This is a genomic window from Rossellomorea sp. ABR4_012, from assembly GCF_056159545.1.
The window spans coordinates 1,783,555-1,796,551 of sequence record NZ_JBSWVK010000001.1 but is presented as its reverse complement, the minus strand read 5'-3'; the positions used below and the strand labels follow the sequence as shown (position 1 = coordinate 1,796,551).

General features: G+C 43.0%; 14 protein-coding genes. All 14 read right to left on the bottom strand.

The genetic code is table 11. From position 1 onward, the window contains the following. Positions 1 to 3: 3 nt before the first annotated feature. The 14 genes from dxs to spoIIIAE all read right to left on the bottom strand — a co-directional run bounded on the left by dxs (position 4) and on the right by spoIIIAE (position 12,976). Positions 4 to 1,896 (bottom strand): 1-deoxy-D-xylulose-5-phosphate synthase, encoded by a 1,893-nt coding sequence (dxs, locus tag ACXAFV_RS08785; RefSeq protein WP_475125789.1) that lies wholly within the window; start codon positions 1,894 to 1,896, stop codon positions 4 to 6. A gap of 21 nt (positions 1,897 to 1,917) precedes the next feature. Beyond that, positions 1,918 to 2,538 carry a hypothetical protein gene (locus tag ACXAFV_RS08780; RefSeq protein ID WP_475125788.1) on the bottom strand — a complete coding sequence of 207 codons (621 nt, stop codon included), beginning with the start codon at positions 2,536 to 2,538 and terminating at the stop codon, positions 1,918 to 1,920. Positions 2,539 to 3,244: 706 nt separating this feature from the next. Then, positions 3,245 to 4,135, bottom strand: coding sequence for a polyprenyl synthetase family protein (locus ACXAFV_RS08775; protein ID WP_475125787.1), 891 nt, complete (start codon positions 4,133 to 4,135; stop codon positions 3,245 to 3,247). 3 nt (positions 4,136 to 4,138) lie between these two features. Beyond that, a complete protein-coding gene (gene xseB, locus ACXAFV_RS08770; protein ID WP_475125786.1) occupies positions 4,139 to 4,378 on the bottom strand; it encodes an exodeoxyribonuclease VII small subunit in 240 nt (79 codons plus the stop codon). Next, complete coding sequence (gene xseA / locus ACXAFV_RS08765; protein WP_475125784.1) at positions 4,359 to 5,726, bottom strand: exodeoxyribonuclease VII large subunit; 1,368 nt, start codon at positions 5,724 to 5,726, stop codon at positions 4,359 to 4,361. The genes xseB and xseA overlap by 20 nt, the downstream gene beginning before the upstream one ends. A gap of 170 nt (positions 5,727 to 5,896) precedes the next feature. After that, entirely contained in the window at positions 5,897 to 6,763 is an 867-nt protein-coding gene (gene folD / locus ACXAFV_RS08760; protein WP_475125783.1) for a bifunctional methylenetetrahydrofolate dehydrogenase/methenyltetrahydrofolate cyclohydrolase FolD, read from the bottom strand. A 21-nt stretch (positions 6,764 to 6,784) separates the two neighbouring features. Then, on the bottom strand, positions 6,785 to 7,168 hold the full coding sequence (gene nusB / locus ACXAFV_RS08755) for a transcription antitermination factor NusB (protein WP_475125781.1): 384 nt from the start codon (positions 7,166 to 7,168) through the stop codon (positions 6,785 to 6,787). Between the two features lie 138 nt (positions 7,169 to 7,306). Then, entirely contained in the window at positions 7,307 to 7,717 is a 411-nt protein-coding gene (locus ACXAFV_RS08750) for an Asp23/Gls24 family envelope stress response protein (RefSeq protein ID WP_446243562.1), read from the bottom strand. Between the two features lie 23 nt (positions 7,718 to 7,740). Then, positions 7,741 to 9,093 (bottom strand): acetyl-CoA carboxylase biotin carboxylase subunit, encoded by a 1,353-nt coding sequence (accC, locus tag ACXAFV_RS08745; protein WP_475125780.1) that lies wholly within the window; start codon positions 9,091 to 9,093, stop codon positions 7,741 to 7,743. 15 nt (positions 9,094 to 9,108) lie between these two features. Next, a complete protein-coding gene (gene accB, locus ACXAFV_RS08740; protein ID WP_475125778.1) occupies positions 9,109 to 9,618 on the bottom strand; it encodes an acetyl-CoA carboxylase biotin carboxyl carrier protein in 510 nt (169 codons plus the stop codon). A gap of 319 nt (positions 9,619 to 9,937) precedes the next feature. Beyond that, complete coding sequence (locus ACXAFV_RS08735) at positions 9,938 to 10,495, bottom strand: SpoIIIAH-like family protein (RefSeq protein ID WP_475125777.1); 558 nt, start codon at positions 10,493 to 10,495, stop codon at positions 9,938 to 9,940. A 14-nt stretch (positions 10,496 to 10,509) separates the two neighbouring features. Continuing rightward, positions 10,510 to 11,160 (bottom strand): stage III sporulation protein AG, encoded by a 651-nt coding sequence (gene spoIIIAG / locus ACXAFV_RS08730; RefSeq protein ID WP_475125775.1) that lies wholly within the window; start codon positions 11,158 to 11,160, stop codon positions 10,510 to 10,512. Continuing rightward, on the bottom strand, positions 11,150 to 11,770 hold the full coding sequence (spoIIIAF, locus tag ACXAFV_RS08725; RefSeq protein ID WP_475125773.1) for a stage III sporulation protein AF: 621 nt from the start codon (positions 11,768 to 11,770) through the stop codon (positions 11,150 to 11,152). Before spoIIIAF ends, spoIIIAG begins: the two co-directional genes overlap by 11 nt. A 12-nt stretch (positions 11,771 to 11,782) precedes the next feature. Continuing rightward, positions 11,783 to 12,976, bottom strand: coding sequence for a stage III sporulation protein AE (spoIIIAE, locus tag ACXAFV_RS08720; RefSeq protein ID WP_475125772.1), 1,194 nt, complete (start codon positions 12,974 to 12,976; stop codon positions 11,783 to 11,785). Positions 12,977 to 12,997 lie beyond the last annotated feature (21 nt).

The window sequence follows — 12,997 nt, the reverse complement described above, 5'->3', positions numbered from 1 at the left end:
AAATTAAGCCCTTTTTTGTTTTTTTGGAGTGATTGTAAGGATCCGATCCATGATGTTCTCTTTCGTCATACCGATCTCGCTTAATAATTCTTTCACACTGCCATGCTCGATGAAATAATCAGGAATTCCGATTCGTTCAATTACCGCTTTTCGGTAGCCGTTTTCCTGAGCATATTCAAGCACAGAGCTGCCGAATCCGCCTTGCAGGACAGCCTCTTCAACGGTAAGGACCGGAATGTCTTCATCAAAGATGGATTTCAGCATCCTTTCATCCACCGGTTTGATGAATCTTGCATTGACGACACGTACTGAAACTCCTTGTTCTTCCAGTTCGTTTGCTGCTTGGAGCGCCATCGGGATCGTAGTGCCAAAAGTAAGGACTGCGACGTCATTCCCCTTCTTCAACACTTCCCATGTCCCGATTGGGATGGTTTTTAATTCAGAATCCATCGGAACTCCATATCCGTTTCCTCTAGGGTATCTTAATGCAATCGGACCATCATCATAGTTCATTGCCGTATTGACCAGGTGTTGGCCTTCATTTTCATCTTTCGGCATCATGATGACAATATTCGGCAGATGTCTCAAGAATGCGATATCAAACACACCTTGATGGGTTTCTCCATCAGCCCCAACCAGCCCGGCACGGTCTATTCCGATGAAAACATTCAGGTTTTGCCTGCAAATATCATGCACGACCTGATCATATGCTCTTTGCAGGAATGTAGAGTAAATGGCTAGAAACGGCTTCATATTCTGGGTTGCAAGACCTGCAGCCACTGTCGCTGCATGCTGCTCTGCAATTCCTACATCAAACATGCGGTCAGGAAATTCTTCAGCAAATCCTAGAAGTTTCGATCCGACAGGCATTGCCGGAGTAATCGCCACTACACGTTCGTCAATCCTTGCAATCTTTCTCACCGTTTCGCTCACAAGACCGCTCCATGAAGGGGGTGCATTGACCGGTTTAATAATATCACCTGTATCAATTTTATAAGGACCGGTACCATGCCAGTCTCCCTTTTTGTCAGACTCGGCAGGATGGAATCCCTTCCCTTTTTTCGTAATGACGTGCAGCAATACAGGTCCTTTCGTCTTCTTGGCATACTGGATGTTTTCATCCAGCTCCTCAAAGTCATGACCGTCAATCGGACCAAGGTAAGTGAATCCAAGTTCTTCGAAGAACATACCGGATACAAACAGGTACTTCAGGCTGTCCTTCACTCTTTCTGCCGTACTTGCAAGTTTTCCGCCGACTGCAGGAATACGTTTTAGGATATACTCGAGTTCATCTTTCACCCAATTGTATTTACCTGCAGTGCGCAGCCTTCCAAGTACACTATGAAGTGCTCCAACATTAGGGGCAATCGACATTTCATTATCATTCAAAACCACGATCATATCTTTCTTTTCATGGCCGATATGGTTCAATGCCTCTAAAGCCATTCCTCCAGTCAATGCACCATCTCCAATTACAGGAATGATGAATGATTTTTCTTTTTTCACATCTCGCGCAATCGCCATTCCCATAGCTGCAGAAAGAGATGTTGAACTATGGCCGGTTTCCCAGACATCATGCTCACTTTCATTTCTTTTCGGGAAACCGCATAATCCTTTATACTGTCTTAATGTATCAAACTGACAGGCACGACCTGTTAAAATCTTATGTACATAAGATTGATGCCCTACATCCCAGATGATTTTATCGACGGGGCTGTTAAAATGTTTATGAAGGGAAACCGTCAGTTCCACGACACCCAAGTTTGGACCAATATGACCTCCAGTTTTCGATAAATTCTCAATTAAAAACCGGCGTATCTCTTGACTGAGCTCTTCTAATTGCTCATTACTCATCTTTTTCAAAAAAGAAGGCTCTTTTATTGATAGTAAATCCATTGGGTACACTCACTTTCATGACTATATATTTTGTTTCTCGGTTTTGCGCTTTTTCTTTTTTTGCTCTTTTTTATCTTTAATCAGAACGATATGGAATCGATCTTCGATAAATTGCAATACGGTACCAACTCTAAATATTATATCCTTTGAATACGTAATCGCAAACGTTTTCCCAAGCGCTTTTCCGCCAACGGTCAAAGAGGCTATGATACTTGTCAATGTTACACTTACTATATATTCCTTGATCGATCCGCCTTCCAGCTGGAAGGAAACCGCTAATTGAATGATCACGATGGCAGAGGCTGTACCACTTATGATTCCTGAGATATCCCCGATAACATCATTACAGAAACTTGCAAATCGATCTGCATTTCTCACGATTTTGATTGAATATTTCGCACCGTATACTTTCTTGGCTGCCATTGCATGAAAAGGCGTTTCATCCGCAGCAGTGGAGGCTATCCCAAGCATATCAAAAAAGATCCCGATACATACAATGAGTAGCACCACGAATAATCCTGTACCCCACGCAACACCATTTAGTACCATATTGGATGTAACTGAAAAAATAGCCGCTAACACGAATGTGATAACGGCAATACTGACACTCCATTTTATTGAGTTTTTCAATGTATCATTCATTATCGTCTACACACACCGTTTCTACTGTGTAAATATGTCGTTCGAATTCTATGTAATTGGATGGTCATATATAGGGTAAAAATTGCAGCTTAGGTCCAGTAGGTTTTCCCAATCAGGTACCGGATGTTGCCATACCGGCGGTTTCCCTTTAAACCCGACTTAGCCGCGTCACCACAAGCTAGACTGGATTACCACTTAGTCCGCACTATAATCCCCGATATATGTCCAATGAACAGTCTAGGAGTTTTCCTCAACAACCCTTAACACAATCCTTAGCCTCTTTTGCAAAAAGGATTTCATATGGACGAAAAAGCACATATCAATGGCCAACTGATGTGTACTTTGTAACCATAATCCCCTCTCTCTTCACTCAAGGCAGGCTACGCTGCTAGTGATCAATTGAATCACAATCGCAGGTTCATACTCTGCACTTATTGCACATGCTTTATGCCAGCGTAAGATACAGAGCCTCCGCGGCTTGCGGGTCAACGCCCACATGCCATTGTGGATCGCCCTCAAGCCTTACTCCCAGATATGACCCAAAGCTGGGCGCCTCAAGCCAAGTCCAGGAACTTCATCGATGTGCCCTTTAGTGGATTTTTAGGCCCACCTTCAGGATTGGTGGGTTGACTAGAATACTGCACCACCCAAATGTTTATAATCACATTATATCATATTTTATGATTTCCTCAAATAATAAAGAACCTTAATGGTTGCGGTTGACTATGAGACGGGCAATTTGCTTAAGCAATGTCGTATCCATGCTGAGCCCCGTCAGGGAATTCGATGCTTCATCAAAATGATACTTGAGTTTTTCCTTGGCGCCTTCCATGGACAAGAGCCCTGGATAGGTGCTTTTTTGTTTGGATTCATCGCTCCCGGTCCGCTTGCCGATCAATTCTTCTGCTCCTTCTATATCGAGGATATCATCCTGGATTTGAAATGCCAGCCCGATATGATAAGCAAATTTTTCAAGTTTGCTTTGTTCCTCTTCAATAGCACCTGCAATGATGGCTCCCGCCAGTACACTGAATATGAGCAACTTCCCTGTTTTATGAACATGTATCGCTTCCAATTCTGCAACAGACAGCTTCTTATTTTCACCTTCGATATCAGCTACCTGTCCCCCAACCATACCTTCAGGCCCTGCACAGCGACCTAAGAGGCCCATTAACTTGATTTTTCGATCGCTGGAAAGATGATTGTCTTCAGCAATAATCTGAAAACTATGAGTCAGCAGTCCATCACCGGCGAGGATTGCCATCGCTTCACCGAATACCTTATGATTTGTCGGTTTTCCCCTTCTTAAATCATCATCATCCATTGATGGAAGATCATCGTGGATCAAAGAATATGTATGAATCATTTCAAGTGCCGCCGCTGTCTTCATTCCAAGCTGCGGATCCTTTCCATATCCATGTATGACAGCCAATAAAAGGATCGGCCTGATTCTTTTTCCCCCGGCTTCCAAAGAGTAAACCATGGCATCTTTTATTGTAGAAGGCATGGCTTTCTCCTGAACAAAGCCAATCATCGCTTCTTCAATCTTACGTTTATACTTTTGCTGAAAGTTCCCTAGATCGTCATGAAGGCTCACCCACTATTCCTCCTCTTTGATATCGAAGGTTTTTTCTCCTTCATCCGTGATCATTTTCGTCAATTGTTTTTCTGCTTTGTTCAGGGTATCATGACAATACTTTGAAAGTTCCATTCCTTTTTGATAAAACTGCAATGCCTTTTCCAAAGGCACTTCGCCTTCTTCCAATTTCTCAACAATGCCTTCCAATTGCTCCATTGCATCTTCAAATGACAGTTCTTCTTTAGTTTTTGCCACTTTCATCCCGCTCCTTTACCAGATCTACTTCACATTGTATTGTTCCGTCTTTTACATCTATTTCGAGTTTATCACCTTTCGTTACCTGCCGGGAGGATTTTATCAATTCCCCTTCTGAACCATATACAAGGCTGTAACCCCTGTCCATGATTTTCAATGGACTGAGCGCATCCAAGGTGGATATGACCGATTGAAAACGATGTCCCTTTTCTTTCAGCACTGCCCTAAACTGCTTCTTCACTTGTTCCTGTAGAAATTTCACCCGTTCTTCCTGAATTTTAAGGAGCTGTGAAGGATGAACACGCTGAAGTCTGGAATGCAGTCCGTTAAGAGTATCCTTTTGCTGCCTTACAAGCAGTGTAATATTTTTTTGCAGCTGATCCGTCAGCCTATCTACATGTTCAACTTTTTGTTGGTACAGGGTATGCGGGTTTCTTAACGCATAAGATTTTGATAAACTGTTCAGTCGATTCCGCTCACTTTGAATCTTTGTCTTGAATGACTTAATCATCCTTAGTTTACGGTTCATAATCCGTTCAAGCAGGTCATCGATATGAGGGACTGCCAGCTCACCCGCACCAGTGGGGGTCGGTGCCCGCATGTCTGCAACAAAATCCGCAATCGTAAAGTCTGTCTCATGTCCGACAGCAGATATGACCGGAATATTCGAATCGACGATTGCTTTTGCCACTACTTCCTCATTGAATGCCCAAAGTTCTTCGATTGAACCGCCGCCCCGTCCCGCGATCAGTACATCTATTCCCCCATATTCATTCGCTTTCCTGATGGCTTCAGAAATCGAGCCGGCAGCCCGGTCCCCTTGTACAAGAGCAGGAAAGATAAGGATTTCCCCTATTGGATACCTTCTCTTGATCGTTGTAATAATATCCCGTATGGCAGCACCCGTCGGGGATGTCACAACTGCGATCCTAGCTGGGAACTTCGGAATCATTCTTTTTCTGCTTTGATCGAAGTAACCTGCTTTCTCAAGCTTTTCCTTTAATTGTTCATACGCAAGATAAAGTTCACCGATTCCGTCCGGCTGCATTTCTTTCACATAGATTTGATACTGCCCGCCTGATTCATAGACGGATATGTCTCCTCGTACCAATACATTCATTCCGCTTTCAGGCCGGAACTTGAGATTCTGATTATTACTCGAAAACATGACTGAGAGTATCCTTGCACGGTCATCTTTTAAAGTGAAATACATGTGACCGCTCGAATGCTGCTTGAAATTTGAAATTTCTCCTCTTACAAAAATATCCGACAAATGAGGATCCCTATCGAATTTTCGTTTTATGTATTTTGTCAGAGCTTGTACCGTTAAATAACGCGACTGATCCTGTTCCATGCTCACCTGACTCCTTTGACCGTGCATTTTCTTTAATAACAATCTGTGTTGATGGCAGCGAAAATAGCTCCCTAAACAACTTCGTGCACTTATTTTATCATGCAGGAATACGTAAAGGGACAAGCTGATATGCCGTCCCTTCTGAGTTGTTGTATATAGTGTACTATCTTTTATCGGTTTTGGCGATCAACCAGCCACCATCGGGCTGATTTTACTGTGTTATAAAGAAGCATGGTAATGGTCATCGGTCCGACTCCACCTGGAACAGGTGTAATTTTCCCTGCAACTTCCTTCACTCCATTAAAATCGACGTCACCGCATAATTGCCCTTCTTCATCCCGGTTCATTCCTACGTCGATGACGACTGCACCTTTTTTGATATCTTCTGCCCGTATCAAATTCGCCTTCCCGACAGCCGAAACGAGAATATCCGCTTTTCTCATATAGTCGGAGAGGTTGGTTGTTTTAGAATGACAATACGTGACAGTTGCATCACGATTCAGGAAAAGTTGACCGGCAGGCTTTCCTACGATATTGCTTCTGCCTAAGATCACAACATGCTTCCCTTTGATATCAATATTCTCATACTCAAGCATCTTGATGATGCCCAGAGGGGTGCATGAATAGAAAGTATCTTGATTCGTAACCATCTTTCCGATCGAAACCGGGTGAAATCCATCCACGTCCTTAGAGGGAGAAATGGTTTCAATGATCGTAATCGGATTAATATGCATAGGCAAAGGCAATTGAACCAAGATACCATGTATATGATCCATTCGATTTAATTCTTCTATTTTATCGACCAGTTCTTCCTGTGTTAACGATTCATCAAACTGATAAAGCTCTGAATGGATTCCCAACTTACTGCAGGCTTTTCTCTTCATTCTTACATATGTGTGGGAGGCATGGTTATCCCCAACCAGAATGACAGCCAATCCGGGTATCACATCATTTGCTTTTAATTCAGAGATTGTTTCTTTCAGTTGTTCACGATAATAATTTGCAATGAGCTTGCCATCAATAAGATCAGCTGACATACAACCAGCCCCCTATCATTGTTAAGATTGACTTACCTTGGAGAGTACACCATTGACGAACTTGCTTGATTGATCATCACCAAAGGTTTTTGCAATTTCAACGGCTTCATTGATGACGACTTTATCCGGAACATCTTCAACAAATAATAACTCATACGCGCCGATCCTCAAAATATTCCGGTCCACTTTCGCCAGGCGGTCAAAAGACCACTTTTCTAAATTCTCCCTGATCTTTCCGTCAATCATATCCTGGTTCTTAACAAAACCAAGTACAAGATCTTTCAAAAATGCGTCTACTTCTTCTCCATCAACCACATTATTCAACGCTTCTTCCGGTTCCATACCACTCATATCTATTTGAAACAATGCTTGCAGAGCTTTCTCACGGGCAACTCTTCTCTTCATATCTTCTAATTACTCCTTTTAACGTTTGTCAATTTTTCATACCTTTGATAATAGCACAAATCAATGCCTGTACGCACGTTTTTCTCGCAACAAAAAAGAACGACCCATAAAAAGGCCGTTCTCCCCTGCTATTCAAACTTACATCTCTTCATCAATTTCAGCTTCGAGTGTCTGATTTTCAAACTGGACACCCACGATATGAACATTGACTTCATCTGCTTCTAATGCCGTCATGTTCAATAGGGCTTGACGGATATTATCCTGGATTTTTTGGGCAACGGTCGGGATTGAGACGCCAAACTTCATGATGCAGTAAACATCGATGATGATTCCTTCTTCCGCCAGCTCAACCTTTACACCTTTACCGTGGTTCTTCTTACCAAGACGTTCGACTACACCTGTTGCAAAGCTTCCGCGCATCTGTGATACACCTTCTACTTCTGAAGCAGCAATTCCAGCGATGACTTCGATCACTTCAGGTGCGATTTCTATTTTCCCAAGGCCGTCTTTACCGTGAGACATTTGTAAAAGGTTTTGATTTTCCGCCATGTAAGGCACCTCCTGAATTCACACTAGGATTTCATTACATCATATTTTTCTAAGAACTTCGTATTAAACTCTCCGCCTACAAAGGTTTCATGTTCTAATACTCTTAAATGGAACGGGATGGTCGTATGCACCCCTTCTACAACGAATTCACTTAGAGCACGTTTCATACGGGAGATTGCCTCTTCACGTGTCGCTCCATAAGTGATGACCTTTGCAATCATACTATCATAGTAAGGAGGGATCATATAACCAGGATATGCGGCTGAATCAATTCTTACGCCAAGACCGCCGGGTGGAAGATACATTTCTATTCTTCCTGCTGACGGCATGAAATTCTTTTCAGGGTTTTCTGCATTGATCCGGCACTCCATCGCCCATCCTGTGAAGGTTACTTCTTCCTGGGTAAGAGACAGTTTTTCACCTGAAGCCACTTTGATCTGTTCTTTGATCAAATCGACACCGGTAACCTGTTCCGTGACAGGGTGCTCTACCTGGATACGGGTATTCATCTCCATGAAATAGAACGACTGATTGTTGTAGTCATATATAAATTCTACCGTGCCTGCACCTGTATAATCAACCGCTTGGGCTGCTTTTACTGCAGCTTCTCCCATTTGGGCGCGAATTTCTTCGTTAAGTGCAGGGGATGGTGTTTCTTCGATAAGTTTTTGGAGACGGCGCTGGATTGTGCAATCGCGCTCTCCAAGGTGAATCACGTTGCCAAAATTGTCAGCCATGACTTGGATTTCCACGTGTCTGAAGTCCTCAATGAACTTTTCAATATACACGCCTGGATTACCGAAGGCGGTCATTGCTTCCTGCTGGGTGATGTTGACACCCTTCACAAGGTCTTCCTCGCTCTTAGCAACACGGATCCCTTTACCGCCTCCGCCGGCAGTGGCTTTGATGATGACAGGGTATCCCATTGATTCCGCAAGTTTCACAGCTTCATCTGCGTCTTTGACGATTCCTTTCGAACCTGGTACGATCGGAACCCCCGCTTCACGCATCGTTTCACGGGCGACATCCTTTGTCCCCATTTTTGAAATGGCTTCAGGAGAAGGCCCTATGAATGTGATATTACACTCACGGCACAGCTCTGCAAAGTCTGAGTTCTCAGCCAGGAAGCCGTATCCGGGATGAATTGCGTCACAGTCTGTCAATTTTGCTACTGAAATAATATTAGTAAAGTTTAAGTAACTGTCCTTTGAAGATGTGGGCCCAATACAATAGGCTTCATCTGCAAGCTGGACATGCAAAGCTTCTTTATCCGCTTCAGAATAGACAGCTACACTTTCTACGTTCAATTCGCGGCAAGCACGTATAATTCGAACCGCTATTTCTCCTCTATTGGCAACCAATACCTTTTTAATCATAAAGTTTATCGCTCCTTATTCAGGTTTGACTAAGAATAACGGCTGTCCATATTCAACAAGTTGACCGTCTTTCACCAAGATTTCTACAATTTCACCTTTTACTTCCGCTTCAATTTCGTTGAAAAGCTTCATCGCTTCCACGATACAGACAACTGTGCTGTCATCTACTTTTGACCCGACTTTCACATATGCATCCGCATCAGGTGAAGAAGATTTATAGAAGGTTCCTACCATTGGAGATGTGATTTTATGTAAGTTTGCATCATCCGCTTTTGCTTCAGCGGGTTTATTTTCTTCTGCAGGTGCAGGCGCCGCTTCTGTCTGAGCAGGGGCAGGTGCTTGCTGAACCGCTTGTTGAGCCGGCTGCTTTACTTCTTCTACAGCTTGGACGAATTGCGGTGCTGCAGCAGCTCCCGTATTTTTCTTAAGTTCAATTTTTGATCCTTCAACCTCATATGAAAACTCATCCACGCTTGAATTATCGACAAGCTTTATTATTTCACGAATTTCTTGAATTTTTAACACTTTGGACACCCCTCTTATAGTTTGAAAAATTATGACTAGCTACTAATATCATACGATAACACCTCGTATAAATTCAATATGTGTTTCGAGCTATTCTATGAAGCGCATACATACTCCCCTTCTATTTTATCTCTTTTATTCAAAAAAATAAAATAATTGAAGATGATTTTTGTCAAAGGGTGCCGAATCGGTTCATTTTTCAACGCCTTTGTTCATCGGGGCTATTGGTTTTCTCTACTATCAAACTGGTATTTTATTTTTTCATACAACAAAGAAGGACCGGCCATTATCACAATAAAGGCCGGTCCTTCTATTTTTATTAATTTGACGGCTGGAATTCAACCGCTACAGGCTTGACGTTTCCTACTTCGCTCATGACCAGGCGGATGATTTCATTGGCGTTTGCCGTGGTGTGCTCTTTATCTGTTTTGACCGTGATACGGATGCTGTCTCCATTCGCTCTCACCAGTGCATCGTCATAACCAATCGTCTTGATCGTCGTTTCCAGTACAGATTCTGTCATTGCCAGTTCACGAAGATTTTCCATTTGTTCATAGGCTGCACTCTTCTCTTCTGCAGACAACTCAGAATCTCCTACTTTCGCCTCAAGTTCTTCGCGGAGCTGAGCTCGCTGATCTTCCACTTCCATTCTCATCGCTTCGAACATTTCATTACCGGCTGAATCTGTTACGACTTCCACATCACCGTTTGTCATTGTTTCTTTATTTTCACCATCTTTTGCTTGTTCGCCTCCCTCGTTTTGCTCGGCTGCCATATCAGATACCTGCTGAGTAGGTGAAGTAATGTAATAAACCGAAAGAACAATCACAAGACTTAACATCGTTAAAAGCCAAACAGTTTGTTTTTTTAATAACATCTATCATTTCCCCCTTAATCTTTAGGTAGAACCGATACCCTGTGAACCGGTACATCCAGAACACGGGTAACAGCTTCCAAAATCCATTTTTTGATTTGTATGTTATCGGCTCCTTTTGCTACCACAAGGACTCCGCTGACTTTAGGTTTTCTGGTTTCACTGATGACGGGCACTTCATTTTCACCGTCCTGTATGATGACCACCTGTTCTTCGCTGGATTTTTCTTCTATCGATCTTTTTCCACCTGCTTTGTCCTCTTCGGTAGTATGCTGGGACTGAGTTTTCCCATCTTTTTCATACACTTTCTGCTCAGAGGCTTCAACATTGACGACCACGAGGGCTTCGCTTACTCCGACGATTTGATCAAGTGCTTCTTTCAGTTGGTTTTCATACTGATCTTCATAGCTCCGCATGGAAGAATCTTTGTTTTGATTCGTCCCGAATGCAGGTACATTTTCTTTCTCATCTTCCTGAAGATTCTGATCAACCGCTACACTGGGTTCGTTTTTCCAAAGGTCGCTGATCAGCATGAAGGCGACTCCAAGTAGAAGGACGATCAGAAAGTACTGAAACTTTTTTCCTTTTTTGTTCTCCGGAGGTGTGTGAGCATTTTCCTTTGACAGCCACTCTTTTATTAGATTTACAGGTCCTTTGCTAAAGTTCATTGTCGCTTCCAGTCCCTCCTTCGGCTATGATTATTTTTTCAGGTGAAAGGTTCCACTCTTCCGCTAGTAAGGAGGTCACCAGGGACACATTCTCATCTGTCTTCTGCACTCTAGTCTTATCTCCCGTATCGATCTCCACATTTTTGACGGCTTCTATTGCGTTTTCCTCTTCTCCCGAAGAAAGATATACCGTCACTTCTGTGATGCTATCTGGGATGTTCTCCAAATCAGATGCTGCTATACTGACTTTCTCAATGACTTTTCCGCTTTTCTCCATCAACTCCTTTTCCGCTTGTTGTTTCATTTGGACAGCCATCTGTTCTAAAATATATGCACGTTGTGAGGCTTGTATTTCTTTTTTCTTCATTTCTATTAAATTTTCTACAGAATTATTCTGTGAAGTCCCATTTATACGAAACGAATCCATGACAGCATCAACATCTGTGGTCATCAGCTTCAATAATGGTGTAAGGATGATGGTGATCAATAATAACCCTGTCACGATTTTTACGTACTTTTGCATGTTAGAGCTTGGAAGAAGCATGTCTATGACGGTTGCCAACAGGACAAATACGATAATATTAGTGATCCATTCAGTTAAAAATGACATGGTAATCCTCCTTCAACGAACCATCATGGTTATATTGCCTGCTGCAATGATGACGGTAATGCTCAAGAAGAACATGAATGATACAATCGCCAGTGCTGCAAATACATAGATGACACTTTTCGCGATTGTATCGAGACACTCAATGACCGGGCCTCCTCCAAGCGGCTGAAGAAGGGCTGCAGCCAACTTGTAAATAAAGGCGATCATCAGGATCTTTATGGCGGGAAATGCGGCGATGATAAGGACGATTGCCACACCCGCAATTCCAACAGTGTTCTTTAAAAGCACGGAGGCACTGATGACGGTATCGGTTGCATCGGTAAACATCCTTCCAATAACTGGGACAAAGTTACCGGTAATAAATTTAGCGGTACGAATCGTGATGCCGTCGGTGACTGCTGTTGTCGCGCCTTGCACCGAGATGACGCCGAGAAAGACTGTCATGAACACGCCGAGGAGTCCAATACTCCATGTGCGTAATAATTGAGCAAGCTGTGTCACTTTGTAGTGCGGCGACAGGGTACTGACAATGCTCAGCAGGGCGGAAAGGAATAAAAGCGGAAGGACCACATTTTGAATCAGCAGGCCGCTTGTGTTCATCAAAAATAGGATGACTGGATGAAAGAACGCAGCAGATACGACTCCTCCAGATGCTGCAATCAATGCAAGCAGCAATGGAATGAGTGCGATAATGAAATTGATCATAGTGGAAATCGCTTCCTGTGTGTAATCAATCGCAACATGAAAGCTGTTCAAGGCGATGATGATCAACACCATAAAAATGATTCCATATGCCACCTTACTTACATTCCCGCCTTCAAATGCGTTTTGCAGAGATTGAAGGAACATACTGAAAATCGTAAGCAGGATCAATGTCCCCAAAAGCTTTCCGTTCATAACCAACTCTTGAAACGCAAATCTAAGCACCCCGCTGAACCAGGCTTTTAAAGAAAACTCCTTCTCTCCCTGGATGAAATCCATTAAGCTCCCTTTTTGACTCTCAGGAAGATATCCACCATATTGATCCACGATGCTTGTCCAAAAGCTCTTAAGTTCATCGATTCCCAAGTCTTCAAGCTGCTGGTTGATGACCTGCTGCTGCAGACCGGGATCATCCTGTTCTTTGTTTCCCTCGGCTTGTCCTACAGAGCTTCCAATGAAAAAGAAAAATAGTGCCACGACGAGTATTCGATTTAATTGCTGCAAGTATCCCACCTCTTCATCCTC

Bases quoted from the DNA above. Each gene is read 5' to 3' on its own strand.
- accC (WP_475125780.1), bottom strand. From the start codon at position 9,093: ATGATTAAAAAGGTATTGGTTGCCAATAGAGGAGAAATAGCGGTTCGA.
- spoIIIAF (WP_475125773.1), bottom strand. From the start codon at position 11,770: ATGTCATTTTTAACTGAATGGATCACTAATATTATCGTATTTGTCCTG.
- ACXAFV_RS08780 (WP_475125788.1), bottom strand. From the start codon at position 2,538: ATGAATGATACATTGAAAAACTCAATAAAATGGAGTGTCAGTATTGCC.
- xseB (WP_475125786.1), bottom strand. From the start codon at position 4,378: ATGAAAGTGGCAAAAACTAAAGAAGAACTGTCATTTGAAGATGCAATG.
- spoIIIAG (WP_475125775.1), bottom strand. From the start codon at position 11,160: ATGAACTTTAGCAAAGGACCTGTAAATCTAATAAAAGAGTGGCTGTCA.
- dxs (WP_475125789.1), bottom strand. From the start codon at position 1,896: ATGGATTTACTATCAATAAAAGAGCCTTCTTTTTTGAAAAAGATGAGT.
- nusB (WP_475125781.1), bottom strand. From the start codon at position 7,168: ATGAAGAGAAGAGTTGCCCGTGAGAAAGCTCTGCAAGCATTGTTTCAA.
- ACXAFV_RS08735 (WP_475125777.1), bottom strand. From the start codon at position 10,495: ATGTTATTAAAAAAACAAACTGTTTGGCTTTTAACGATGTTAAGTCTT.
- folD (WP_475125783.1), bottom strand. From the start codon at position 6,763: ATGTCAGCTGATCTTATTGATGGCAAGCTCATTGCAAATTATTATCGT.
- ACXAFV_RS08750 (WP_446243562.1), bottom strand. From the start codon at position 7,717: ATGGCGGAAAATCAAAACCTTTTACAAATGTCTCACGGTAAAGACGGC.
- xseA (WP_475125784.1), bottom strand. From the start codon at position 5,726: ATGGAACAGGATCAGTCGCGTTATTTAACGGTACAAGCTCTGACAAAA.